The sequence below is a fragment of the Loktanella sp. IMCC34160 genome, assembly GCF_004145845.1.
GTDB lineage: Bacteria > Pseudomonadota > Alphaproteobacteria > Rhodobacterales > Rhodobacteraceae > SELP01.
In genome coordinates this window covers 555,494-580,371 of the sequence record NZ_SELP01000003.1, presented here as the reverse complement: position 1 = coordinate 580,371, position 24,878 = coordinate 555,494, and the positions used below count along the sequence as shown (strand labels likewise).

Here is a 24,878-nt window from a genome sequence, read left to right as displayed (position 1 = left end):
GCCGATCTACGCGGGCAACGCGATCCAGACCGTGAAATCGGGCGATGCGACCAAGGTCGTGTCGATCCGGACCTCGAGCTTCGAGGCCGCGGAAACCGGCGGGTCGGCCACGGTCGAAACCATCGGCGCCGCCGCCGATCCGGCCCTGTCGTCCTGGGTGGAAGACAAGGTTGCCGCAAGCGACCGTCCGGAACTGACCTCGGCCGGGATCGTGGTCTCGGGCGGGCGTGGCGTGGGTTCGAAGGACGACTTCGCGCTGATCGAAAGCCTGGCCGACAAGCTGGGCGCGGCCGTGGGCGCGTCCCGCGCGGCGGTCGACAGCGGCTTCGCCCCGAACGACTGGCAGGTCGGCCAGACCGGCAAGGTCGTGGCCCCCGACCTCTACGTCGCCGTCGGCATCTCGGGCGCGATCCAGCACCTCGCGGGCATGAAGGACAGCAAGATCATCGTCGCGATCAACAAGGACGAAGAAGCCCCGATCTTCCAGGTCGCCGACTACGGCCTCGTCGCAGACCTCTTCACCGCCATCCCAGAACTGGTCGAAAAGCTCTGATCGGCTGATCCGACAAGAATACCGAAAGGCCCGCCGATCCGGCGGGCCTTTTCATTTTCAGGGCCGGTTCAGGGTCAGTGCCGTGTCGGCTTGCCCATCAGCCGCCGCAGCGAGGGGGCGATCCGGGCGGCCGCCTCCTCATGCGCGGCGACGCCCAGCATTTCGGTCGCGGCCTCGTTGTTGAGAAGCGGGAAGACCATGCCTTCGGTCCCGCGCGACAGCGCCTCGGCCGAGGGCTGCGCCTCGATCACGTCGCGCACCAGCGGGCGCAGCTGTTCCACCATCGACCGAGTCACGAACAGCGGATCAGCCCGAAGCGGGTTGGGCCGTTCCATCCAGGGATCGTCGGTCAGGGGGGAATCCGACAACCAGAGAAGGACAACATTGTTGCCGATCCCCGCGATCAAGGACTTCATCCGCGCCAGCCAGGCCTGCTCCAACTCGCTCCGCAAGATCTCGAACCGTTCCGGCGCGCGGGTGTAAAGCGCCCCAAGCATGTGGCGGGTAAAGCTGAAATCGGCAAAATCCACATCCGAAAACAGGGCCTTCATCACGGTCGAGGCCGACAGAAACCGGTCATTCCGGCGCGGATGGACCTTGTAGAACCGGTTCGACAGGTTCTGGGCCCCCATGATCTGCACCACGGTCAGTTCCGCATCATGGGCCGCCGCAAGGATCGTCGGGTCATTGTGGAACACGTCGATCCCGGCATTCACCACGCCAAAGTTCACGCATTTCTCGCCCAGCGCGGTTTCCACCAGTGACGGAAAGGGATGTTCGATGAATTTCCCATAGGTCTCGGTCCCGCCGACAAAGGCAATGTAGCGGCCATTCAGATCGCGGCGCGGACCGCGAAAGGTGACCCTGCTCATTCCATAGCGACAGGGCGCATAGGTCAGGCCGGATTCGCGCATAGGCTCTAGTTTCATGGTTCCCACCACTCGTTGCTGTTTCACTCACCAAGGCCGAGATTCGGACAAATCTCTTGCCAAAAGGCTAAGCTGCAAATTCGCCGCAAGTTTTCGCGGTTCCTTCCGCTTGAAGGTGGGTCGGATTGGGGCCTATGGTGCCGGCAATCAAGGAAAGGGCGAAAGAATGGCGATCGAACGTGTGGGGGTTGTCGGAGCCGGCCAGATGGGCAACGGGATTGCCCATGTGCTGGCCGTCGCGGGATATGAGGTTCTGCTGACCGACGTCAGCGAAGAGGCCATGGCCAACGCGATCAAGCTGATCGACCGCAACATCGACCGGCAGGTCGGCCGGGGGCTGATTTCCGAGGCGGACAAGGCCGAGGCTATGAAGCGGATCGGAACCACGCCAAAGCTGGCCGACCTTGGTCAGACCGACCTTGTGATCGAGGCCGCGACCGAACGCGAGATGATCAAGCAGGCCATTTTCGAAGACCTACTGCCGCATCTGAAGCCCGATACGATCCTGACGTCGAATACATCGTCAATTTCGATCACCCGTCTGGCCAGCCGCACGGACAGGCCGGAAAAGTTCCTGGGTTTCCATTTCATGAACCCGGTGCCGGTGATGCAACTGGTGGAGCTGATCCGCGGCATCGCCACCGACGAACCGACCTTCCGGGCCTGCGAGGAAGTGGTGCAGCGTCTGGGCAAGACAGCCGCCACGGCCGAGGATTTCCCGGCCTTCATCGTCAACCGCATCCTGATGCCGATGATCAACGAGGCGGTCTATGCGCTGTACGAGGGCGTCGGCAACGTGATGTCGATCGACACCTCGCTGAAGCTGGGTGCAAACCATCCAATGGGGCCGCTGGAACTGGCGGATTTCATCGGGCTGGATACCTGCCTTGCCATCATGAACGTGCTGCACGAGGGGCTGGCCGATACGAAATACCGCCCCTGTCCGCTGCTGACCAAATATGTCGAGGCCGGGTGGCTGGGCCGCAAGACCCAGCGCGGCTTCTATGACTATCGCGGCGACGTGCCCGTCCCGACCCGCTAGGCTGGTTGGCCAGAGGTGGGTCAAGACCCACCTTACGAACACGGCGTGACCGGGGGTAAGGTGGGTTTCAACCCACCATCCCTCAGGCTTCTTTCAGATCCAGCACCCGCTGACGCAGCCAGGCCATGAAGCCGCGCTGGTCCCCGGCCCGTTCCGCCCATTCCTCGGGCGGGATCGGTTTGCCGATCACCGGCTTTTGCGGCCTGTCAAAGGCATGCACCACTTCGAACAGCAGCAGGCTTTGCCGCAGGGTCGAAGAGATCTTGTTCGCGATCTGATAGGCGCGGCTGTTGGCGCCGGGGAAATAGCAGGGCACCACCGTCGCGCCCGAGGTCCGGATCATCTTGGCGGTGAAAACGTTCCATTCCGCCTCGATCACCGGGCCGAACAGGGTGCCCGACGTCGCGACCACACCCGAAGGGAAGAGGGCGATCAGCCCGCCGTCGGCAAGATGGGCCATGGCCTTCTTGCGCATTTCGATCATCTTGCGCTGTGCGTCTTCCTCGTGCGGGAAGGGCACGGGGATCATGTAGCTGGCGGCGCTTTCGTCGATCCCGGTCAGGATCGACCGCGTCAAAATCCGGTAGTCATTGCGGCGGCGGCCGATCAGATCCGCAAGGATCATCCCGTCCACCAGCCCGTGCGGATGGTTGGCCACGAAAACCACGGGCCCTTCGGCCGGGATATTGTCCAGCTGGTCCTGCGGGGTCAGAAGGTCGATCCCCATCACTTCCATCGTCGCGGGCCAGAAGGCCTGCCCGACCGGGGTCGGCCTCTGCTCAAACTGGCGGATACGGCGCACGATCCGCACCTTTGCCGTCAGCAGCTCGATGGTCCGGATGATGATCCGCTTGAACGGGCTGTCGAAGGTTTCCGAATAGGTCAGGCTTTTGCGGTCATACTTCACCGGCGCCCCCGCCGATGACACGGCAGGCTTGGCCAGCTCGTCTTGGATGGTGTCGCTCACTCGGGCCTGTCCTTTCGGCACTGGGTTCAGAAGACCGGCCCTATCCTAGTCCCCTTCGCCGAACTTGTCAGCCACCAGCGCCTCGATGGCGTCGGCAAGGGCCTCGGCCTCGGGGCCGCTGGTCTCAACCTCAATAGAGGTTCCCTTGGAAGCTGCCAACATGAGAAGCCCCATAATGCTGTCGCCTGCGGCATCTAGCCCATCCTTCGAGACCGTCGCCGAGGCGTCGAACTGTTCGACAACTTCGGCGAGTTTGGCCGAGGCGCGGGCGTGCAGCCCCTTGATGTTGACGATCTTGAGGGTCCGGTGGGTCGACGACATCGGCTATTTCACGCTCAGGTCAGGGGCCACGCTGTGGCTGTTGATGTATTTCCGGCCCGCGGTCAGGGCCGCTTCGACAGCTTCCGGCACGGACTTGGACCGGGACTTTGCCAGTTTGATCAGCAGGGGCAGGTTCATCCCGTAAAGAATGCGCCGGTTTGACGGGCTACAGGCGCGCAGCGACAGGTTGGACGGCGAGCCGCCAAAAAGATCGGTCACGATCACCACCCCGTCGCCGGTATCCACCGCATCGGCCGCATCGCAGATCTCGTCCTGTTTGCGGGCGCGGTCGTCTTCGGCGTCGATGGCAATGGCAACAACACCTTCCTGCCTGCCGACCACATGTTCGACAGCGGCAAGGTATTCCCGTGCCAACCCACCATGTGCGACGATCACGATCCCGATCATTCGCCAGCTTCCCGTGTCGTTCGGACCAGATCGGCCCTGCGTTCCAGCTCCCGATGGCGTTTAGACACCTGCCACCCTTCGGCGGCAAGTATATTTGCCAGTGTCTCGGCCATTGCGACTGACCGGTGTTGCCCTCCGGTACACCCAAAGGCCAGGGTCAGGTGCGATTTGCCTTCGGCGTGATAGGCCGGAAGCAAGAGGCGGGCAAGGGACAGCACCCTGTCGAGGAAATCGGCATAGAGCGGATCGGCCTCGATATGGGCGGCCACCTCTGGCGCGCGGCCGTCCAGCGGACGCAGCCCCGCCTCCCAATGCGGATTGCGCAGGAACCGGCAATCGAGCACGAGGTCCGCGCCGCGCGGCAGGCCCCGTTTGTAGGAAAAGCTTTGGACCGACACCGACAGGGTCCTGCCGCCGTCCGGGCACAGCAGGTCCTCGATCTCGGCCCGTAGGTCGTGCGGGGTCAGGCCCGTGCTGTCGATCAACAGGTCGGCCCGCGCCCGGATCGGTCCCAGCAAGGACAATTCCCGCTGGATGCCGGTCAGCGGATCGCCTTCGGGCGCCATCGGATGGCGGCGCCGGGTTTCGGAATAGCGGCGCAAAAGGACAGTCTCATCGCAATCAAGGTAAAGCACCTGCACCATCAGCCGGTTTTCATGAAGCAGCCGGTCCAGCGACCCGATAAAGGCGTCGACCGTGAAATCCCGATTACGCACGTCGATGCCCAACGCGATGGGCCGGTCCAAGGGCGGCCCGTCAAGAAGCCGGTCCAGCAGCGACAGGGGCAGGTTGTCGATCACCTCGTAGCCCCGGTCCTCAAGCGTGTTGATCGCGGTCGAGCGGCCAGCCCCCGACGGGCCGGTCACAAGAACCAGCCGCTGCCGCCCGTCGCCGGGGTTTCCGGGATCTGTATCTGGGTTGCTGGCCATCGTTACGCTTTCCGTCCTGACCGTAGGTATTGCAGGATTGCGGCTGGGAAATGGCTCATCTCGGATTTGTGCACGACGGGGAGCGGAAGGTCCATCACCATCGTCTCCCGCCGTGGCGGCAGCCGGTCGGTCTCGACCTGCCCCATATCCACGACCAGCGCGACCGGCACCGGCCCGACGGCCCGCGCCCGCAGCAGGCCGACGCCCCGCGCCTCAATCATGCCGCGGATCGGGTCGGGGCAATCGGCCCAAAGGCCCTCTGGCGTCTGGGTGAGATGGGTCTTGTCGTCTGCCACAAGCTCGGCCCCATAGGCCATGAGCGACAGCGCCAGCCCGGATTTCCCCGACCCGCTTGGCCCGGTGATCAGGACGGCCTTTCCGTCAACGGCGACACAGCTGGCGTGAAGGATATGATCCATGCGCCACGCCCCCGGACCGGTCAGATCGGAAGACCGACGACGAAGCGGGCCCCGAGCGGTTCGGAGGTGATATCCGCCTCGGTCGGGCGGATATTTTCGGCCCAGATGACGCCGTTATGCGCTTCGACGATCTGTTTCGAGATCGCCAGCCCGAGACCCGAGTTGTTCCCGAACTGCTGTTCCGGACGTTCGGAATAGAAGCGTTTGAAGATCTTGGTCAGGGCGCCGTCGGGAATGCCCGGCCCGGTGTCTTCGACAACCACAAGCACCCGATTGTCCCGCCGCCGGGCCCAGACCCGGATGGCGTCGCCTTCCTCGCAAAAGGAAATCGCGTTGGTGATCAGGTTCACGAAGACCTGTGCCAGCCGGCCCTCAAGACCAGAGATGCGGATCGGTTCGGTGGGCAGATCGGTGATGTATTCGATGCCCTTGGCGTTCGCCTCCTTTCCAAGGAATTCGTTCAGGTTCCCCAGCATCTTGAGAAGGTTGAATTCTTCCTCCTCTTCGCGGACCAGTTCACTGTCCAGCCGCGAGGCGTTGGAGATGTCGGACACCAGCCGGTCCAGCCGCTGCACGTCATGTTCAATGACCTCAAGCAGCTTTTCCTTGTGCTCTTCCTTCTTGACCATGCGCAGCGACCCCACAGCCGAGCGGAGCGAGGCCAGGGGGTTCTTGATCTCATGCGCGACATCGGCGGCGAATTGTTCGTTGCCTTCGATCCGTTCGTAGAGCGCCGAAACCATCCCACGCAACGCCCCGGACAGCCGTCCGATTTCATCGGGGCGCGCGGTCAGGTCGGGAATGCGGATGCGCGTCGGGCTCATCTTGCGGGCGTTCTTGTCGCGGCCCAGTTCGGCGGCAGTGGCCAGTTCGGCCAGCGGGTTGGCGATGGTCGAGGCGAGCACGAGGCTTAGCCCGATCGACACGATGATGCCGATCACGAACATCTGCAAAACCTGTTCCCGTTCGCGCCGCACAAGCGCGTCAAGTTCGCCGGCCGCGCTGATCATGGACACGACCCCCACGGGTCGGTCGCCCTGCAGGATCGGGGTGGAGACCAGAAAGATCGTCCGGCCGTTTGAATCGATCTCGGAATCCACGCGGGTTCCCTGCGCCAGCGTTTCGGGCAGGGTCCGGTTCAGTTTCAGCAGCGGGTCAATGGGCGTGAGTTCGTCATTCGTGGGCCTGAAAATTCCGGCGATCGCATCCCAGGCCCGGTTCAACAGCCCGGTCAGGAACGTCCCTTCGTCGTCGAAATCGAGCCCGATCACCTGATTGCTGCCGACCCGCGCGGTGCGGCTGGCCACCAGAACGCCACTGGAATCGAAGACATAGACGTCAACGCCGCCGCGCAGGTCGAGACCGTCAAGCGTGTAGACCGGATCAATCCCGTCGCCCGCCATCAGGTTCACCGGCGCGCCCAGCGGCAGTTGTGCCTCGAACACATCGGCGACCAGTTCCGCCTCGCTCACCAGCCCGTCGGCGCGCTGGAAGGCAAGGTTGTCCCGCGACGGATTGAGGTAGAGCACCCCCGCCACAAGAATGATGATCGCAAGAAGGTTGAAGGTGATGATCTTGCGGGCCAGCGGAGACCGGTTGAGCATGATCAGCCCACGCTTGGCGCGGGCCTTTCGCACATCCGAGGTCACGGTGACATCGGGCGACACCCAGTCATCGCCCAGGACAACATCGCTGTCCTGACGCGCCGAGGCCGCCTTGCGAACCGATTTCAGGTCGCGAACGTCAATCTCGTGGTCAGAGGCGACCGTCATCACCTACTCTTCGTTGTAGCGGTACCCGATGCCATACAGCGTTTCGATGGCGCTGAATTCATCATCGACCTGGCGCATCTTCTTGCGCAACCGCTTGATGTGGCTGTCGATGGTGCGGTCATCGACATAGACCTGATCGTCATAGGCCACATCCATCAGCTGATCGCGCGACTTAACGAAACCGGGCCGCTGGGCAAGGGCCTGAAGCAGCAGGAATTCGGTCACGGTCAGGGACACGTCCCGATCTTTCCACTTCACCGCGTGGCGCAGCGGGTCCATCGTCAGGTGCCCGCGCTGCATGATCTTGGTGTCTTCGCTTTCGTCCGTCACCTCGCCCGAGATCGCGTCCTGCCGGCGCAGCAGCGCCCGGATGCGTTCCACGAGAAGGCGCTGGCTGAACGGTTTCTTGACGTAGTCGTCCGCGCCCATCCGCAGGCCCAGAACCTCGTCGATCTCGTCATCCTTGGAGGTCAGGAAGATGACCGGCATCGACGTCTTCTGCCGCAGCCGCTGGAGCAGGTCCATGCCGTCCATGCGGGGCATCTTGATGTCAAGAACAGCCATGTCGGGAAGGCGTTTGTTGAACGCGTCCAACGCCGCCTGACCATCGTTGTAGGTTTCGACTTCGAAGCCTTCGGCCTCAAGTGTCATAGAAACGGAAGTCAGAATATTCCGGTCGTCATCCACCAATGCAATCTTGTGCATGACCGTTACCCCTTTGTGCTCGAGATTATGTTGCCTGCCATTTTTATTGCTGTGTTTTTCCCTTTTTTGCCGTGCCGAATCAATCCCCAAGTGTGATTCGCCCCCGGCCTGAGTCCAAACGGTCACGTATTTCCGTTAGGAATGGCTAAATTGCAGCACTTGCTGCGCAGCTTTCCGCATGTTGTGCGCTAACACCAAAATGGTTGCGCTAACTGCGACAAAGGCTCCTTTTCTCAAAGAAAATCATGGTGCTATGTGGACCTATCCGGGCCGAACGGCGGCCCCAGATCAGGAGCAAGACAATGGACCACGGACGGGTCAACCCAACCATGAAGCTTGAAAACCAAGGCATCACGGGTCTGGGCCATGTCTATTACAACCTGATGGAGCCGGATCTTGTGCAGGCCGCGATCGAGGCGGGCGAAGGCACGCTGGGTCAGGGCGGCACGCTGCTGGTGACGACCGGAAAACACACCGGCCGCAGCCCCAAGGACAAGTTCGTCGTGCGCACCCCCGAGGTGGAAAACACCATCTGGTGGGAAAACAACGCGCCAATGGACCCCGCCAAATTCGACGTGCTGCACGCCGATATGCTGGCGCATATGAAGGGCGGCACCTACCACGTGCAGGACCTGTTCGGCGGCGCCGATCCGGCGCACCGGCTGGATGTCCGCGTGGTGACCGAACTGGCCTGGCACGGGCTGTTCATCCGCCATCTGCTGCGCCGTCCCGCGCGGGACGAACTGGAAGGGTTCACCCCGGACTGGACCATCATCAACTGCCCGACCTTCAAGGCGGACCCGGAAAAGCACGGCTGCCGCAGCGAGACGGTCATCACGCTGAACTTTGAAAAGAAGGTCATCCTGATCGGTGGCACCGAATACGCGGGCGAGAACAAGAAATCGGTCTTCACCCTGCTGAACTACCTGCTGCCGGAAAAAGGCATCATGCCGATGCACTGTTCCGCCAACCACGCACCGGGCAACCCGGTCGATACCGCCGTGTTCTTCGGACTGTCCGGCACCGGCAAGACGACCCTGTCCGCCGACCCGACCCGGGTGCTGATCGGTGACGACGAACACGGCTGGTCCGATCGCGGCACCTTCAACTTTGAAGGCGGCTGCTATGCCAAGACCATCGGTCTGGATGCCGAGGCCGAGCCGGAGATCTACGCCACCACCCAGAAATTCGCCACGGTCATCGAGAACATGGTGTTCGACGAAGAGACCAAGGCGTTGGATTTCAATGACAGCTCGCTGACCGCGAACATGCGTTGCGCCTACCCGCTGAACTACATCAGCAACGCCAGCGATACCGCCCTTGGTGGCCATCCGAAGAACATCATCATGCTGACCTGCGATGCCTTCGGCGTGCTGCCCCCGATTTCGCGGCTGACCCCGGCGCAGGCCATGTATCACTTCCTGTCGGGCTTCACCTCCAAGGTGGCCGGCACCGAACGCGGCGTGACCGAACCGGAACCGACCTTCTCGACCTGCTTTGGCGCACCCTTCATGCCCCGCCGGCCCGAAACCTATGGCAAGTTGCTGCAGGAAAAGATCGCCAGCCACGGCGCGACCTGTTGGCTGGTCAACACCGGCTGGACCGGCGGCGCCTATGGCACGGGCAAGCGGATGCCGATCAAGGCAACCCGGGCGCTCCTGTCCGCCGCGCTGGATGGCACGCTGATCGAATCTACCTTCCGCAAGGACCCGAACTTTGGCTTCGAGGTGCCGGTCACGGTTGATGGCGTGGATGCGGGCCTTCTGGACCCGCGCAGCACATGGGCCGACAAGTCCGCCTATGACGCACAGGCGAAGAAGCTGGTCGATATGTTCGCCGACAACTTCGCCCAATACGTCCCCTTCATCGACGACGACGTGAAGGCCGCCGCGATCGGCTAGGCCGCGCCGAAGACGATAGAACCGCTTGCTGGGGGCGGGCTGCCGTGGCAGCCTGCCCCCATGCATTTCCGGTCTCTCCTGTTCTCCGCCCTTGTCCTGATCTCCGGTGCCGCCACGGCGCAGGACACCCCCCTGCCCGATGTGATCGGCCCGGCGATTTCACGGTTCGAGGCCGGGATCATCTGCGCGCCCGAGGTGGTCGGCTTTCGCGAGGCGCCCGACACCGTGGCGGGCGTGACCAACATCATCGACAGCGAACCTGATTTCGTGTCGACCGGGCGCTATGTGCCTGCGGTCGAGGGCATGGGGTTTGGGGTCAAGACCCATGGCCGCGGCGTGGACCTGATCGGGGTGACGGTCACAACGACCCACCCGCCAATGGGCGCAGAGGGGATCACCCAGCAGACCTATGTCAGGGATATGTCGGGGTTTGGCCCGGCCATCGTGCTTTACCAGTTCGACTACCCCTATGAACTGGTCCTCGGTCGCTGGACATTCACCGCCGAGCACGAGGGCGAGATCCTGTTCCGGGCCAGTTTCACCGTGGTCCCGCCAGAGGCCGTGCCGTCTTTGGCCGGGGTCTGCGGATACGAGGAACTTCTGGGTTAGAACAGCGCCCGCCGCATCAGGTTCAGCCCCGCAATCACCAGAACCACCAGCGTCACCTTGCGAAAGGTCGCCTGATCGATCCGGTCCTGCACCTGCATCCCGATCGCCATGCCACCCAGTGCGGGCAGGACCATCAGGGCCGAAAATTGCCATGTGTCTTCGTTCAGGACGCCGGACTGCACATGAGCCAGCGCCAGCGCCACCGCCCCCAACCCGTAGACGACCCCCTGCACCCGGACATGTTCCGCCTTGGGCGTGTTGATCGCGGTCAGATAGGCAACCGTGGGCGGACCCCAAACCCCGCTCAGCCCGCCGATGAACCCGGCGACCGCACCGACCGCCGCCTCGGTCCGGCGGGTGGCAGACAGGGCGGGACGCCAGCCAAACAGTTGCATCAGGGCAAAGGTCGTGATGGCCACCCCGATCAGCCCGAACAGAATCTTCGTATCAAAGACAGTGACCAGTTGCGCGCTGCCCAGAAGAACCGCGCCGCCAACCCCGAGGAACAAACCAAACTTGCGGATCGCGTCCCAGGCCGCCCGCCAGCCCTGACGTAGGGCCTGCCAGATATTGGTCACCGCCGTCGGCAGGATCAGCGCAGCCAGCGCCAGTTCGGGCGACAGAAAGGTGGTCAGGCCCGAGATCATCACCATCGGCATCGCGAATCCGGTGACGCCCTTCACGAATCCGGCGAAGATGCCCACACAAAGTGCGGCAACGAACAGCGGAAAGGTGAAGGTTCCGGGCAGAAGGGGGGCGAAAATCTCTATCATTCTGTCCCCTTAGCGCGGTTTTCCCCCTGTCGCAGCAAGATTCTCGCGCGACATTAATACTCAAGTCGCCGCCCCGTATTGAAATAAAGTTGCGCTGCGGTTGCGAAGGCGTTATTTCTGCAACAGCAAAATGAGGAGTCGATCATGCCGCGCGACGCACAGGATACCCAGATGACCCAGACACCGACCATCCCGAACCTTCTGGACCTGACCGGGGCCGTTCAGCCCGCCCTGACGACGCTTCTGGACACGGCGATCTCGACCCTGCGCGCTGCGGTCACAGACGAGGCGGGCAAGGTCTCGGGCGCGGCGCTGGAAACCCTGCAGGCCGAGGCGCATGGCCTGTCGTGGATCGCCACCTATGTCGAAAGCCTGCGCCAGATGCATGGCTGGGCGGATCGGTTGCAGGCCGAGGGCAAGCTGGGCGAGATCGAACAGCTGATCCTTCAGGTCGCCTTTGGCGAATACCTGTCCCAGCTGCGCGGCGGCATCCCGATGAGCCAGGGCGAGATCTGCCGCCTGTCCGACCTTGGGCTGGACGCGGGCATCCTTGCCACCGCCGAGGTCGACGTGCTGTGCGCCGCCGGCAACACGCCCGGCGCCCGCGCCCGCCTGGTCGAGATGATGGAACAGCAAAGCGGTGCGACCATGTTCGGCGCCTCCGGCCTTGAGGAAGAGCTGGAGATGATCCGCGACCAGTTCCGCCGCTACGCCGTGGAAAACGTGGAACCCTTCGCCCATGACTGGCACCTGAAGGACGAATTGATCCCGATGCAGGTGATCGAGGAACTGGCCGAAATGGGCGTCTTCGGCCTGACCATCCCCGAGGAATACGGCGGCTTTGGCCTGTCCAAGGCGTCGATGTGCGTGGTGTCCGAGGAATTGTCGCGCGGCTATATCGGGGTCGGGTCGCTGGGCACCCGGTCCGAGATTGCCGCCGAGCTGATCCTTGCGGGCGGCACGGAAGAGCAGAAGCAGAAATGGCTTCCGGCACTGGCGAGCGGGGAAAAGCTGCCGACCGCCGTCTTCACCGAACCGAACACCGGGTCGGATCTTGGATCGTTGCGGACCCGCGCGGTAAAGGACGACAGTGGCGACTACCGGATCACCGGCAACAAGACCTGGATCACCCACGCGGCCCGGACCCATGTGATGACGCTTCTGGCGCGGACCGATCCGGACACATCCGATTATCGCGGGTTGTCCATGTTCCTTGCCGAGAAGACCCCCGGCGACGATGCCACCCCCTTCCCCACCGAGGGCATGACCGGCGGCGAGATCGAGGTTCTGGGTTATCGCGGCATGAAGGAATACGAACTGGGCTTCGACAACTTCCATGTGAAGGGCGAAAACCTTCTGGGCGGAGAAGAGGGCAAAGGGTTCAAGCAGTTGATGCAGACCTTTGAATCGGCCCGCATCCAGACCGCCGCCCGCGCCATTGGCGTCGCCCAATCGGCGCTGGATGTGGCGATGCAATACGCGATCGACCGCAAGCAATTCGGCAAATCCCTGATCAACTTCCCGCGCGTCGCCAACAAGCTGGCGATGATGGCCGTGGAAATCATGATCGCCCGCCAGCTGACCTATTTCAGCGCCCGCGAGAAGGACGCCGACCGCCGCTGTGATCTTGAGGCGGGGATGGCCAAACTGCTGGGCGCGCGCGTCGCATGGGCCGCCGCGGACAACGGGTTGCAGATCCACGGCGGCAATGGGTTCGCGCTGGAATACAAGATCAGCCGCATCCTGTGCGACGCCCGCATCCTGAACATCTTTGAAGGCGCGGCGGAGATTCAGGCGCAGGTGATCGCGCGGCGTCTGCTGGGCTAAGGGTCAGCGCAGAGGCAACACCAGACAGGGCATGTCTTCAAGGTTGGCCAGATGGTTGATGCGGTATGTCTCGCAATCGGCCAGCGCGGCCGCCTGCGCGGCGGCGGGGCTTTCATAGCCCCAGTTCAGCGAATAGGCCCCGTCATGGCTGAACGCCATGGCAATGTAGGGAGGCCGCTTGCCGGGGTTGAAGAACAGGTCGGCCACTTCGGTGGTCAGCACGATCTCGCCCGGGCCGACCCCCTGATAACCGACCGGGTGAAGCTCTGCGAAGATCAGGCAACTGCTGTTCGCGTTCAGGCATTCGGCCATGGCGATGGCCCGCGCCGCCTCGGCCGAGTTGACGCCGACGGAGTAGCCATAGCCGCCCGACTTCGAGATGGCGAAGGCGCCGAAATAGGGGGCCGAGGCAAAGACCTCCTGAAAATCGGCCAAGGTGCTGTCCGGCACATCCAGCTGAGAGCGCGAGATCAGCTCTGTCTCGGGGCCGAAATACAGGACCCGCGATACGGTGCCCCTGAAATCGACGGACTGCATCAGGCGCTGGGTTTCGGTTTCCGGCAGGCTGTCGGTCGTGACGCCAAGCATCCCTGCGACAAGTCCAAGTGCGAGTGTCAGGTTCATCGGCATCCCCTTTTCCGGCGTCTCCCTTTCGGGAAGTCTGCACGGAAATCAGGATTGGGCCAACGGTTTTGTCCCGTCGCGCGGCACGCCAAGGCGCGGGTGGATGCGCCCGGCCAGTGCCGCCGCCCCCGCCATGCCCAGCGCCGCCGCGCCGAATATCCCCGACAGCGGCAGCACCAGCAGCACGCCCCAGGCGATGGCCGGGGTCAGGATGCCCGAGACATCCCGATAGCTGGCATAGACCGCCGCCATTTCCGTCCGCTCGGAGGGTTTCACCGCCATCAGGAAGGGCAGGCTGCCGCAGACGTCCAGCATGACCAGAAGGACCGAGGCTGCCAGCAATGCCCCGAAGGCGACCCATGGCCAGCCTGCTGCCAGCGCACCAACCATGAACAGAACGCCAGCCCCGAAAAAGCTGCCCTGCACCGACCGCCGCACCCCCAGCCGCCGCACCAGCCGCAGGAACGCGCCCGAGATGAATAGCAACCCGTTGGCGAGTGACAGGGCCACAGCCCCCGCCTGATCGCCAAGGCCGTTTTCGATACAGAAGATCGGCAGGTAGACGATGAAGACCCACCAGCCACAGGACCGGATCACCGCGAACAGCCAGCCGGCCACCAGCCGGGGCTGTTTCACGAAGCGGCCAAGATAGGCAACCGGGTTCGGCGCGGGCGCGCGGGCCCGGGTGATCTGCTTGCCGTCCCCAAGGCGCAACGCCCAGAAGGCCGCCAGAAGGGCGATCCCGAACCCGGCGGCGACCAGAAACGGCAGCGGCGCCCAGAGGTTCATTAGCCAGACCCCCAGCATCGGCCCGGCGGACCAGGGCACCGCGCTATAGACCAGCCGGAGGCTTTCGTTCTGCCCCAGATCGACGCGGGCGATATAGTCGAGCACATAGGCACTCAGGCAGATCTGGAAGGTGACGGTGCCAAGGGTGGTTGAGATCAGCGCCGCCGTCATCCCCGCCGTGGTTCCCGTCAGCCCCAGCATGGCCCCCAGCAGGTATAGCCCCACCGCCGCCGTCGTCATCCAGCGGCGCGGGATCAGTCGCGCCAGCGCTGGCACCAGCCCGCCCCAGCCCAGCGACAGGAACCCCGCCAAAAGGTAGATCAGGCTGACCGCCTCGGCATTTCCCCAGGCCCGGTAGATGACCAACGGCCAGACCGACAGAAGCATCCCCCTGATCCCTGCCTCCAGCGCGGCCAAAAGGGCGAAGTGGCGGATCTTCGGAACCGGGGCATGGGTGATATAGACGGGCGCGCGGGGGGAAAGCATTGACCAACCACTTCAAATCTTTCGCCCACCTTCGGCCCGGCGATATCCCGGCGTCTGAGACTTTTGCGACCGGATCGGGTCGCTGCTGGGCTTTGCCCCCAAAGCATGGCAAGCTGCGGTCATGAGACCCGGACCCCTGCCTCTTGTGCTGCTGCCCGTCCTTCTGGCGGCCTGCATCGCCGACGAAAGCCTGACGGCCTACGGCGCGGCGGACACCGTGTGGCAGCTTGAAACGTTGGACGGGGCCCCGCTTGGTGCGCCCGCAACGGTGGAATTCCCCGAACCGGGCCAGATCGCGGGGCAAGCCCCCTGCAACCGGTTCTTCGGTGAACAACGCGCGCCCTACCCCTGGTTCGAGGTTGGGCCCCTAGCCGCGACCCGCATGGCCTGCCCCGATCTGGATAAGGAACAAAACTTCCTTGCAGCACTGGCAGCGATGACCGAGGCAGAGGTCGCCGGCGACATCCTGATCCTGCGCGGGGACGGCGGTCGGGAAATGCTGTTCCGGGCCGACGCGCCCTAGGAGCGGGCGATCAGGTCCAGCAGGCGGCCCCGCGCGGCGGGCATGGGCCTGTCGCCCAGCCCATGCAGAACCCGGTTTTCAAGGAAATACCCGGTCGTACCCAGCGCCCGCACGATTTCGGGTCCGGTTGCGTCGCCTTCGCCCTTCATCACGGGCGGCAGGGGCAACATCCGGTCGGCCCACTCGCCCGCGCCCTGCGCGCTGACCGCCCGGCCCGATTTGGGCGAGACATAGCACAGGTCCTCGTTCACCCCTGTCGCGGCGCAGGCGGACAGGTCCAGCCCAAAACCCAATTCCTCGAGCAGGTCCATTTCCCAGCGCAGATAGGCCAGTGGCCAAAGGTCGGGCTGGCCAAGCAGGTCGAGTATCCGCACCGTCCGGTCAAAGAGGGCCGGATGCGGTTCCCGTTCCGGCAGGGTCAGGGACAAGAGCGCGCAAACTGTCGTCAGACCGGCCAGCGCCAGACGGTCGTTCATCACCTGCGCCGACCGGCTGCGGATCGGCTCGACCGTGAAAGCGCCCAGATGGTCCTCCAGCCGGGCCTTCCACGTCACGTCGATCTGCGATCCCGGCTGCAGGACCGGGGTCATCTTGCGGCTGACCCCGCCCCGCACCACGCCCGCATGTCGGCCATGGGCAGGCGTCAGCACCTCGACAATCACCGAGGTCTCGCCATGCCCGCGGGCGGCGATCAGGACAGCTTCGTCACGCCATTCGATCATTGGGGTATCAGGCCCCGGCGGGGCTGAATTGGCAAGGGGGCTACTCCAACCCCGGTTCGTCCAGCAGGTGCCGTCCGGCGCGGTCTTCCACCTCGATCAGCCAGAGGTCGGGGTCGAAGGTCTTTTGCCGCGCGGCAGAGGCATCGACGTCGGTCTCTTCCCCCTCGAACAGGACGATCCATGTCCGGTCGCCGGTCATCAGGTCGAACGACCGCTGGAACAGGCGCGCCTTGCCGTCCAGCGTGTTCAGCTTGACCAGAACCGCCCCGGCGGTGCCGTCGCCCCGTTTGACCACGAAGGCCGGGATGTCGGCCAGCCGGAGCCGTGTGAGATAGGCCGATACCCAGATATCGGCGGTCAGCCTCACGCGTTGCCGTCCTTGAAATCCAGTCCCATCTCGGAATAGCGCTCGGCCTCTTCCAGCCAGTTCGGGCGCACCTTGACCTGCAGAAACAGGTGGATGCGGCGACCAAGGAATTCCTCCAACTCCTTGCGGGCGGCCAGCGATACGGCCTTGATCGTCTCGCCCTTCTTGCCCAGCACGATCCCCTTGTGTCCGTCGCGGGCGACATAGACCACCTGATCGACCCGGGCCGATCCGTCCTTGCGCTCTTCCCAGTGCTCGGTCTCGACGGTCAACTGATAGGGCAGTTCCTGATGCAGCCGCAGGGTCAGCTTTTCACGGGTCATCTCGGCGGCGATCATCCGCAGCGGCAGGTCCGCAATCTGGTCTTCGGGATACAGCCAGGGGCTTTCCGGCATCTGCCCGGCCAGCCACTCTTTCAGGTCCTCGCAGCCATAGCCTTTTTCGGCCGAGATCATGAAGCTTTTGGCAAAGGGGTAGGCGTCGTTCAGCTTTTGGGTCAGGGCCAGCAGCTCTTCGGCCTTGACCATGTCGATCTTGTTGATGGCAAGCGCGACCTGCGCCCGCTTGCCGACCTTTTCGTTCAGCCCGTCAAGGATGGCCTGCACCCCCTCGGAAATGCCGCGATGCGCTTCGACCAGAAGCACCACCACGTCGGCGTCGGCCACCCCGCCCCATGCGGCGGCGACCATCGCGCGGTCCAGCCGCCGTTTCGGGCGAAACAGGCCGGGGGTGTCGACGAAAACGATCTGGGTGTCGCCATGCAGGGCGACGCCCCGGATGCGCGCGCGCGTGGTCTGGACCTTATGGGTGACGATGGACACCTTGGCCCCCACCATCCAGTTGGTCAGCGTGGATTTCCCGGCATTGGGTTCGCCGATCAGGGCGACGAACCCGGCGCGGGTCTTGGCGTTGGTCATTTCGATACCTTTTCAAGAAGCGCCTTCGCGGCGCTTTGTTCGGCCTGCCGTTTCGATCCGGCGCGGGCCTGTTCCGTGGCGCCAGACTGCAGGCGCACCTCTATGGTGAATACGGGGGAATGGTCGGGCCCTTCGCGGGCGACCTCGATATAGCGGGGGGGCTGTTCGCCACGCGCCTGCGCCCATTCCTGAAGCGCGGTCTTTGCGTCCTGGGCGACCTCTTCGACCCCGTCGATCCTGTCGCGCCACAGGGCCAGCACGACATCGCGGGCCGCGTCATAGCCCGCGTCCAGATAGACGGCGGCGATCACCGCCTCCATTGCGTCGCCCAGAAGGGCGATCTTGCGCCGTCCGCCGCTTTTCGTCTCGGACCGGCCAAGTTTCAGGACCGCGCCAAGGTCGATCTGCTGGGCCACTTCGGCGCAGGCCTCCTTACGCACAAGCGCGTTGAACCGGGGCGCAAGCACCCCTTCTGTCGCCCCCCGGTCGGCAGTGAACAGCGCCTCGGCCATGACCAGCCCCAGCACCCGGTCCCCAAGGAATTCCAGCCGCTGGTTGTTGTCCCGGTTGGGCGAGGTCATCGACGGGTGGGTCAGCGCCCGCACAAGAAATTCGGGCCGGGAAAACCCGTGCCCAAGCCTGTCCGCGAACGCCTGCATCTCCGCCGAAAGTTTCATCTGATCCCTTTCAGGAAGCGGTCTGGCCGCCAGTTCCAGAATTCAAGATACCCCTGCCCGGCGGTGGAAACCAGCACCCGGGCGGCCCGCCCCCGGATCAGGGTTTCTGGCACAAACCCGTAGCCCCCGGCACTCGGCGCTATCCGGCTGTCCGTTGCATTGTCGCGGTTGTCACCGAGGAAGAACACGTGCCCGGCCGGAACGGTGTATTCGCCGGAGTTGTCGACATGGGTCTGGCCGATGTTCAGAACGCCATGCTGCCGCCCATCAGGCAGGGTTTCGATCCACAACCGTTTCTCGCAGATGGCCCCCGGCCCGACCGCGCCGTTATAGCAGCGGGGCAAGACGCGGGCCGGCCCCTGCGGTTCCATCACCTCGGTGAACAGCCCGGCATCGGTCTGGTTCAACGGCGTCCCGTTCAGCACTACCACGCCATCCACCATCTGCACCCGGTCGCCGGGCAGGCCGATCAGCCGCGCGACATAGTCCTGCCCGTTGACCGGATGGGCAAAGACATAGACGGCACCCCTTTCCGGGGGGCGGCGCAGCAGGGACACGATGACATAGTCCCCAACCAGCAGGGTCGGCTTCATCGAACCGGCGGGAATGGTGTAGGGTGCCCAAAGCGCGCGGCTTGCAATCAGGACCGCCACCACGAAGGAGGCCGCAAAGCCCAGCACCCGGAACCCGGTGGGTTCGTGCCGGTTGCGGCGCCCGCCCGGAAGCAGCAGCAGCGCCAGCACGAAGGCGATATTCAGATAGGGCACAAGCGACAGAAGCCAGAGCCAGCCGGTTTGCCCAAGATCGTTCAGCCGCCGCAGCACATGCCCGAAATAGGGGACCGTCAGCACCGCGACCAGAAACCAACCTGATATCTCGGCCGCGCGGCTGTTGTGCCCACCCCAGAGCGCAAGCCCGGCGGCGGTCGCCCAAAGCGCAAGGATGGACAGGAAGGACAGACGCCCGCTGCGTCCCATCCAGTCATATCCGTCAGCGAAAAGCCTGACCGGGTTGAAGGAATATCCGGTGCGGGCCATGCGTGCGGCCCTAGTTGATCGGCTTGAAGTAGCGGTCAGACCGCCAGGTCCAGAAGAACAGCATCGAATTGCCCCCGGACGAGAACATGATCCGGTCAGCGCGGCCGACGATGTCTTCGTAGTTCACGAAGCCGACGCCACCCTGCGCCTGCGGATAGCGGCTGTCGGTGGAATTGTCGCGGTTGTCACCCATGAAGAAATATTGCCCGTCCGGCACGGTGAACACACCGGTGTTGTCGCTGGACTGGTTGCGAATATTCAGAATGGAATGGCTAACCCCATTGGGCAGGGTTTCGATGAACCGTTCTTTGGAACAGTCATCGCCCAACGACAGGTTGCTTTCCATGCAGCGGGGCCCAGACCGTTCCGGCCCCTGCGGTTCAAAGGTTTCGACGAACAACCCGACAGGTTCCAGACCCACGGGTTCATCGTTGATGATCAGCCGCCCGTCAGTCACCTGAATCCGGTCGCCCGGCAGGCCGATCAGCCGCTTGATGAAATCGCGGCCCGTGACCGGGTGGCGGAAGACAACGACATCGCCCCGTTCCGGTTCGCCGCCAAACAGGCGATTGTTCCCGCCCTTGAACACGCCGCAGAAATCCTCGGCGTCCACGTCCATCCCGATTGCCGGAATGCGGATCGACGGGCAGGAGGCGTAGGAATAGCCGTAGGCCATCTTGTTGACGAACAGGAAATCCCCGATCAGCAGCGTGTCTTTCATCGACCCCGACGGGATCCAGAACGGCTGAAACAGGAAGGTTCTGAACACGCCCGCGATCAACAGCGCGTAGACAACCGTTTTCACGGTTTCCTTGATGGTCTCGAACAGTCCGGACCCCTGCACTTCGTCAGACATGATGCATCCTTCGTTGAATTTCGCGCTACATGCGGGGCGGGCGTGCCGGAGTCAAGCTTTGGCCCCGTTCTGGGTGGCAAGGGGTCGCGCCTCGATCACCACAAAGGCCTGCGCCCAAGGGTGATCGTCGGTCAGGGTGACGTGGATGATCGCCTCGTGCCCCGCCGGGGTCATGCTGTCCAGCCGCTCCTTGGCCCAGCCAGTCACATGCATCACCGGCTGGCCGCTGCGCAAGTTGGTCACCGCCATGTCTTTCCACGAAATCCCCATGCGCAGGCCCGTGCCCAGCGCCTTGGAGCAGGCCTCTTTCGCGGCCCAACGCTTGGCGTAGGTTCCGGCCACATCCTTGCGGCGCTCGGCCTTGCGCTGTTCGACCTCGGTAAAGACGCGGTTGCGAAACCGGTCGCCGAACCGGTCCAGCGTCCCGGCGATCCGCTCGATATTCGCAAGGTCAGTGCCGATACCAAGGATCATGTTGTGTCCCTACCCGACGAAAACCTTGACCGATGCCGCGCCAAACAGCCCGGCAAAGGTGAATTCAAACCAGCGGCGCATGCGCTTGTAGCCCCGCGCGATCGCCGGATTGGAGAACAGGATTGCGTAGCCCAGAAACACGATGGCGGACGTTGAAATCATGGCGGCATAGACTTCCCAGATCACAGCCGGGCTTGCCCCGACAGGAACGGCGATAGCAAAGACGGAACCCCAGGCAAGGATCGCTTTTGGATTGGTCAAATGAATAAGCGCACCTTTGAGATAAAGCCGGTTCTTCCGGGCGGTCGCCTCGAGCGACTTGGGACGCACTGCGGAGCGCAGGGATTTGACCGCGAGGAATAAGAGATATCCGGCCCCGAAATAGCGCAGCACCTCGGCCACCCACGAATTTGCCATCATCACGGCACTAAGCCCCAAGGCGGCTGCAATGCCCCAGATCGCCGATCCGGTCAGGACACCCGACGCGATGGCCAATCCGGCGCGACGGCCATGCGCCATGGATGTTCCAGAAATTGCGAGCGTTGCGGGGCCGGGGCTGCCACCGGCGATGGCCCATCCGACACACAAGAGCAAGAGTGCCGAAAGTGTCATGCCCGCGCCTCGTCCATCAGGGCCCGCATCTCGCGGATTGCCGGGTCAAGACCCCGGAAGATCGCCTCGCCAATCAGGAAGTGACCGATGTTCAGTTCCATCACCTCGGGGAAGGCGGCGACGGGTTTGACGGTGTCATAGGTCAGCCCATGGCCCGCGTGCACCTCCAGCCCCAGCGAATGGGCAAACGCCGCCATGTCGCGGAGCGCCTCAAGCTCTGCATCGCGGGCGGTGAAATCGCCCTCGGCATGGGCGTCACAATAGGCGCCAGTGTGCAGTTCGATCACTTCCGCCCCGATCCGGTGCGCGGCTTCGATCTGCTTGCGGTCGGCGGCGATAAAGATCGACACGCGGCATCCGGCCTCGCGCAGGGGGGCGATGAAATGGGCAAGGCGGTTTTCATCGCGCGCGACTTCCAGCCCGCCTTCGGTCGTGCGTTCCTCGCGCTTTTCGGGGACGATGCAGACCGCGTGGGGGCGGTGACGCAGGGCGATCTTTTGCATCTCTTCGGTCGCGGCCATTTCGAAATTCAGCGGAACCGTCAGCGCCGCCATCAGCGCGTCGATATCGGCGTCAGTGATATGGCGGCGATCCTCGCGCAGGTGGGCGGTGATCCCGTCCGCGCCGGCCGCTTCGGCAATCTGGGCGGCGCGCAGCGGGTCGGGATAGGCGCCCCCGCGTGCGTTCCGCACGGTGGCCACGTGGTCGATGTTCACGCCAAGACGCAGTTTTCCGGTCGCCGTCATCGGTCGCCCTCCCTATTTGATCAAGTTTGAGACTAGCCCGATCCGGGGCCGTCGTCAGCGGGATTCTCCGTCCCACGCACCAGTTGGCCCAATTTGGCCCGAAGCGCCTTTTTCCGGCGGTTCTGGTAGGCGCGGATCAGCGGAACCGACAGGTAATAGGCAATCGAGCCCGCGATGATACCGGGGATGATGCCGCCCACCATGAAGGGAAAGAACACCTCGTCATAGAACAGGCGCAGCCCGTGCCAATCGGCCCGGTCGGGCGTGAAGATGGCCATGACGTTGTGCCACAGGTCCGCCCAGGCGCCTGCGAACTTCTCGCCCAAGGATGTCTCGACCGGCCCGTGCGGCCGCCGCCCCAGCAGAAGGTGCCCGGTTTGTAGGGACACAGCCGCAATCGGCACATAGGTCAGCGGGTTGCCAAAGAAGGTTGCAAGAAGCGCGGCAAGGATATTGCCCCGCATGATCTTGGCAATGATGAAGGCAATAATGAAATGCAGCCCGAAAAAGGGCGTGAAGGTGGTAAACACCCCGGCCCAAATCCCGCGCGCGATCTTTTCGGGCGTGTCGGGCAGTCGCCGGACCCGGTGTTTGACATATTCGAAGGCCCGGACCCATCCCCCACGCGGATAGAGAAATTCGGCCACGACCTTCCACAGTGGCCGCCTATCCCTGCGTTTGAAGACCAACGTCGTTCCTTCCTTGCGCCTCAGGCTCCGGTTTCGGGCCGCTGTGCGGCTATGCAGCGCGCCGGATCCCGCAGGCGACGGATGGACGAAACATTGCTTTCCGCCTCAAGCGCCGTCATCACCCTGTGCAGGTGTTCCGCGTCACGCAGGTCTACATCAAGATACAGCCGGTAGTAGTCCGGCTTGCGGTCGATGAAGACAAGGTCCGAGATATTGGCGCTTTGTTCCCCGATCAATGTGCAAATTCGCCCCAGCACCCCGGCATCGTTCGAGATCGTCAGATCGAGCGTCACATTGTTGTGTGCGGAGTGAGTTCCCTCCTGCCAATGCAGGTCCAGCCAGCGTTCCGGCTGGTCCTCGTATTCGGCAAGGGCCTGACAGTCGATGGCATGCACGACCACGCCCTGCCCCCGGAAGGTGATCCCGATGATCCGTTCCCCGGGCACCGGCTGGCAACAGGGGGCGCGGCGGAACGACTGCCCCTGCGCAAGGCCCACGACGGCGCGGGCGGCCTCCACCTCTTCGCCATTGCGTTCGGCAAGGTCCGGGTAAATCGCGCGGACCACCTCGCGCGAGGTCAACTCGGCCGAGCCAAGCCGGGCGAGGAGTTCCTTTTCGTTGTCCAGCGCCAGCGCCTTGGCGGCGGTTCTCAGGGCCTTTTCGGTCGACTTCTTGCCGATGTTTTCGAAGGCCACCCGCGCCAGTTCAGCGCCGAGTTTGACATAGCGTTCCCGGTCCTCTTCGCGCAGGGCGCGGCGGATGGCGGATTTCGCGCGCCCCGTCACGGCGATGTCGATCCATGTGGCCTGCGGGGTCTGCCCTTCGGCGGTGATCACATCGACGGACTGGCCGTTCTTCAGACGGGTCCACAGCGGCACCCGCAGGCCGTCCACCTTGGCGCCCACACAGGCGTGGCCGATTCGCGTGTGGATCGCATAGGCAAAGTCGATAGGCGTCGCCCCGCGCGGCAGCTTGATCACGTCGCCCTTGGGTGTGAAACAGAACACCTGGTCCTGATACATCTCAAGCTTGACGGCCTCGAGAAACTCGTCGTGGTCGTGTTCATCGTCCAGCCGTTCGGTCAGCGACGAAATCCAGTGCACCGGATCGACGGCAAAGCGGTTTTCGACCCGTTCCCCGTTCTTGTAGGACCAATGGGCCGCAACCCCGGTTTCCGCCACCTCGTGCATTTCGCGGGTGCGGATCTGCACCTCGACCCGCTTGCCGTCGCGCCCCGATACCGTGGTGTGGATCGACCGGTAGCCGTTCGATTTGGGCTGGCTGATGTAGTCCTTGAACCGGCCCGGAACCGCGCGCCAGCGCTGGTGAACCGCGCCCAGAACCCGGTAACAATCTGCCTCGGTCGCGGTGATGATGCGGAACCCGTAGATATCGGACAGGCGGGAAAACCCCTGATCCTTCTCCTGCATCTTGCGCCAGATCGAATAGGGGCGCTTGGCCCGGCCCGTCACCTCGGCGACGATCCCGGCGCGGTCCAGTTCGATCCGCATGTCGCTGGTGATCTTTTCGATCACATCGCCTGATTCCTTTTGCAGGGTCAGGAAGCGGCGCATGATCGAGGTTCGCGCCTCGGGGTTGAGGACGGCAAAGGCCAGATCCTCCAGCTCTTCGCGCATCCACTGCATCCCCATGCGGCCAGCGAGGGGGGCGAAGATTTCCATCGTCTCGCGGGCCTTCTGGGCCTGCTTGTCGGGGCGCATCGACTTGATCGTGCGCATGTTGTGCAACCGGTCGGCCAGCTTGACCAGCATCACGCGAATGTCGCGGGACATGGCCATGAACAGTTTGCGGAAGTTTTCCGCCTGCTTGGTCTGGGTCGACGACAGTTGCAGATTGGTCAGCTTGGTGACGCCATCTACCAGTTCGGCCACTTCCGCACCGAATTTGTCTGCGACAGAGGAATAAGAGGCCTTGGTGTCTTCGATGGTGTCATGCAGCAGCGCCGTGACGATGGTTGCATCGTCCATCTGCTGTTCGGCCAGGATTCGGGCCACGGCGACGGGATGGGTAAAATAGGGTTCCCCCGAATGGCGGAACTGCCCATCATGCATCTGTTCACCAAAGGCATAGGCCTCGGTCAACAGACGCGCGTTTGTTCTGGGGTTATAGGCCCGGACAAGGGCGACAAGATCGCCGACGCTTGTGCTTTGCTCCATCGGCGCCACCGCCCTTGGACGGGCCGG

General features: G+C 63.6%; 28 protein-coding genes. 6 read left to right on the top strand and 22 right to left on the bottom strand.

The features are described 5' to 3' along the window. A partial coding sequence (locus EU803_RS11045) for an FAD-binding protein (protein ID WP_207209191.1) occupies positions 1-553 on the top strand: 553 nt, incomplete at its 5' end. Between the two features lie 74 nt (positions 554-627). On the opposite strand, the gene EU803_RS11040 is transcribed toward EU803_RS11045, so the two are convergent. Then, positions 628-1,482 carry a DUF6473 family protein gene (locus tag EU803_RS11040; RefSeq protein ID WP_242494342.1) on the bottom strand — a complete coding sequence of 285 codons (855 nt, stop codon included), beginning with the start codon at positions 1,480-1,482 and terminating at the stop codon, positions 628-630. Positions 1,483-1,648: 166 nt separating this feature from the next. Here EU803_RS11040 and EU803_RS11035 point away from each other — a divergent pair, with 166 nt between their 5' ends. Continuing rightward, positions 1,649-2,524: a 3-hydroxybutyryl-CoA dehydrogenase gene (locus tag EU803_RS11035; RefSeq protein WP_129682729.1), complete on the top strand. Its 876-nt coding sequence runs from the start codon at positions 1,649-1,651 to the stop codon at positions 2,522-2,524. An 82-nt stretch (positions 2,525-2,606) separates the two neighbouring features. Here the strand turns inward: EU803_RS11035 and EU803_RS11030 are convergent, their stop codons facing one another. From EU803_RS11030 to EU803_RS11000, 7 genes are read right to left on the bottom strand one after another with little or no spacing between them, the layout of a single operon-like run. Further along, a complete protein-coding gene (locus EU803_RS11030) occupies positions 2,607-3,479 on the bottom strand; it encodes a lysophospholipid acyltransferase family protein (protein WP_242494347.1) in 873 nt (290 codons plus the stop codon). Between the two features lie 57 nt (positions 3,480-3,536). Further along, complete coding sequence (locus EU803_RS11025) at positions 3,537-3,812, bottom strand: HPr family phosphocarrier protein (protein WP_129682725.1); 276 nt, start codon at positions 3,810-3,812, stop codon at positions 3,537-3,539. 3 nt (positions 3,813-3,815) lie between these two features. After that, positions 3,816-4,220, bottom strand: a complete 405-nt coding sequence (locus EU803_RS11020) for a PTS fructose transporter subunit IIA (RefSeq protein ID WP_129682723.1) — start codon at positions 4,218-4,220, stop codon at positions 3,816-3,818. Next, positions 4,217-5,149 carry an RNase adapter RapZ gene (gene rapZ, locus EU803_RS11015; protein WP_129682721.1) on the bottom strand — a complete coding sequence of 311 codons (933 nt, stop codon included), beginning with the start codon at positions 5,147-5,149 and terminating at the stop codon, positions 4,217-4,219. The genes EU803_RS11020 and rapZ overlap by 4 nt, the downstream gene beginning before the upstream one ends. A 2-nt stretch (positions 5,150-5,151) precedes the next feature. Further along, positions 5,152-5,568, bottom strand: coding sequence for an HPr kinase/phosphatase C-terminal domain-containing protein (locus EU803_RS11010; protein WP_129682719.1), 417 nt, complete (start codon positions 5,566-5,568; stop codon positions 5,152-5,154). Between the two features lie 20 nt (positions 5,569-5,588). Next, positions 5,589-7,340: a sensor N-terminal transmembrane domain-containing protein gene (locus tag EU803_RS11005; RefSeq protein WP_129682717.1), complete on the bottom strand. Its 1,752-nt coding sequence runs from the start codon at positions 7,338-7,340 to the stop codon at positions 5,589-5,591. Between the two features lie 3 nt (positions 7,341-7,343). Continuing rightward, on the bottom strand, positions 7,344-8,045 hold the full coding sequence (locus EU803_RS11000; protein WP_129682715.1) for a response regulator transcription factor: 702 nt from the start codon (positions 8,043-8,045) through the stop codon (positions 7,344-7,346). Between the two features lie 302 nt (positions 8,046-8,347). Between EU803_RS11000 and EU803_RS10995 the strand changes: the two genes are divergently transcribed. After that, entirely contained in the window at positions 8,348-9,946 is a 1,599-nt protein-coding gene (locus tag EU803_RS10995; RefSeq protein ID WP_129682713.1) for a phosphoenolpyruvate carboxykinase, read from the top strand. Positions 9,947-10,006: 60 nt separating this feature from the next. Continuing rightward, on the top strand, positions 10,007-10,555 hold the full coding sequence (locus EU803_RS10990) for a DUF3859 domain-containing protein (RefSeq protein ID WP_129682710.1): 549 nt from the start codon (positions 10,007-10,009) through the stop codon (positions 10,553-10,555). Here EU803_RS10990 and EU803_RS10985 read toward each other — a convergent pair. After that, positions 10,552-11,328, bottom strand: coding sequence for a sulfite exporter TauE/SafE family protein (locus tag EU803_RS10985; protein WP_129682708.1), 777 nt, complete (start codon positions 11,326-11,328; stop codon positions 10,552-10,554). The two genes, EU803_RS10990 and EU803_RS10985, sit on opposite strands and share 4 nt — an antisense overlap. A gap of 144 nt (positions 11,329-11,472) precedes the next feature. Here EU803_RS10985 and EU803_RS10980 point away from each other — a divergent pair, with 144 nt between their 5' ends. Beyond that, positions 11,473-13,155 carry an acyl-CoA dehydrogenase family protein gene (locus EU803_RS10980; RefSeq protein WP_129682706.1) on the top strand — a complete coding sequence of 561 codons (1,683 nt, stop codon included), beginning with the start codon at positions 11,473-11,475 and terminating at the stop codon, positions 13,153-13,155. Between the two features lie 3 nt (positions 13,156-13,158). Here EU803_RS10980 and EU803_RS10975 read toward each other — a convergent pair whose 3' ends face one another. Together EU803_RS10975 and EU803_RS10970 are read right to left on the bottom strand one after the other, a co-directional pair. Beyond that, entirely contained in the window at positions 13,159-13,779 is a 621-nt protein-coding gene (locus EU803_RS10975; RefSeq protein WP_129682704.1) for a hypothetical protein, read from the bottom strand. Between the two features lie 48 nt (positions 13,780-13,827). Further along, a complete protein-coding gene (locus tag EU803_RS10970) occupies positions 13,828-15,054 on the bottom strand; it encodes an MFS transporter (protein ID WP_129682702.1) in 1,227 nt (408 codons plus the stop codon). 121 nt (positions 15,055-15,175) lie between these two features. Between EU803_RS10970 and EU803_RS10965 the strand changes: the two genes are divergently transcribed. Next, complete coding sequence (locus tag EU803_RS10965) at positions 15,176-15,577, top strand: META domain-containing protein (RefSeq protein WP_129682700.1); 402 nt, start codon at positions 15,176-15,178, stop codon at positions 15,575-15,577. Here EU803_RS10965 and recO read toward each other — a convergent pair. From recO to EU803_RS10910, 11 genes are read right to left on the bottom strand one after another with little or no spacing between them, the layout of a single operon-like run. Further along, complete coding sequence (gene recO / locus EU803_RS10960) at positions 15,574-16,299, bottom strand: DNA repair protein RecO (RefSeq protein WP_207209190.1); 726 nt, start codon at positions 16,297-16,299, stop codon at positions 15,574-15,576. The genes EU803_RS10965 and recO overlap by 4 nt on opposite strands. 40 nt (positions 16,300-16,339) lie before the next feature. Further along, entirely contained in the window at positions 16,340-16,666 is a 327-nt protein-coding gene (locus EU803_RS10955; protein ID WP_129682698.1) for a DUF1491 family protein, read from the bottom strand. Further along, complete coding sequence (era, locus tag EU803_RS10950) at positions 16,663-17,583, bottom strand: GTPase Era (protein WP_129682696.1); 921 nt, start codon at positions 17,581-17,583, stop codon at positions 16,663-16,665. The genes EU803_RS10955 and era overlap by 4 nt, the downstream gene beginning before the upstream one ends. Next, the gene (rnc, locus tag EU803_RS10945) at positions 17,580-18,260 is read right to left on the bottom strand and encodes a ribonuclease III (protein WP_129682694.1); all 681 of its coding nucleotides are present in this window, start codon (positions 18,258-18,260) and stop codon (positions 17,580-17,582) included. The genes era and rnc overlap by 4 nt, the downstream gene beginning before the upstream one ends. After that, positions 18,257-19,297 (bottom strand): signal peptidase I, encoded by a 1,041-nt coding sequence (gene lepB, locus EU803_RS10940; protein ID WP_129682692.1) that lies wholly within the window; start codon positions 19,295-19,297, stop codon positions 18,257-18,259. Before lepB (EU803_RS10940) ends, rnc begins: the two co-directional genes overlap by 4 nt. 10 nt (positions 19,298-19,307) lie before the next feature. After that, positions 19,308-20,153 carry a signal peptidase I gene (gene lepB / locus EU803_RS10935; protein WP_207209189.1) on the bottom strand — a complete coding sequence of 282 codons (846 nt, stop codon included), beginning with the start codon at positions 20,151-20,153 and terminating at the stop codon, positions 19,308-19,310. A 51-nt stretch (positions 20,154-20,204) separates the two neighbouring features. Next, complete coding sequence (acpS, locus tag EU803_RS10930) at positions 20,205-20,627, bottom strand: holo-ACP synthase (RefSeq protein WP_129682690.1); 423 nt, start codon at positions 20,625-20,627, stop codon at positions 20,205-20,207. A 9-nt stretch (positions 20,628-20,636) separates the two neighbouring features. Continuing rightward, a complete protein-coding gene (locus EU803_RS10925; RefSeq protein ID WP_129682688.1) occupies positions 20,637-21,239 on the bottom strand; it encodes a LysE family translocator in 603 nt (200 codons plus the stop codon). Continuing rightward, the gene (locus tag EU803_RS10920; RefSeq protein WP_129682687.1) at positions 21,236-21,985 is read right to left on the bottom strand and encodes a pyridoxine 5'-phosphate synthase; all 750 of its coding nucleotides are present in this window, start codon (positions 21,983-21,985) and stop codon (positions 21,236-21,238) included. Before EU803_RS10920 ends, EU803_RS10925 begins: the two co-directional genes overlap by 4 nt. Before the next feature lie 32 nt (positions 21,986-22,017). Beyond that, the gene (locus EU803_RS10915) at positions 22,018-22,674 is read right to left on the bottom strand and encodes a DUF2062 domain-containing protein (protein WP_129682685.1); all 657 of its coding nucleotides are present in this window, start codon (positions 22,672-22,674) and stop codon (positions 22,018-22,020) included. Between the two features lie 20 nt (positions 22,675-22,694). Then, a complete protein-coding gene (locus tag EU803_RS10910; protein ID WP_129682683.1) occupies positions 22,695-24,851 on the bottom strand; it encodes a bifunctional (p)ppGpp synthetase/guanosine-3',5'-bis(diphosphate) 3'-pyrophosphohydrolase in 2,157 nt (718 codons plus the stop codon). Positions 24,852-24,878 lie beyond the last annotated feature (27 nt).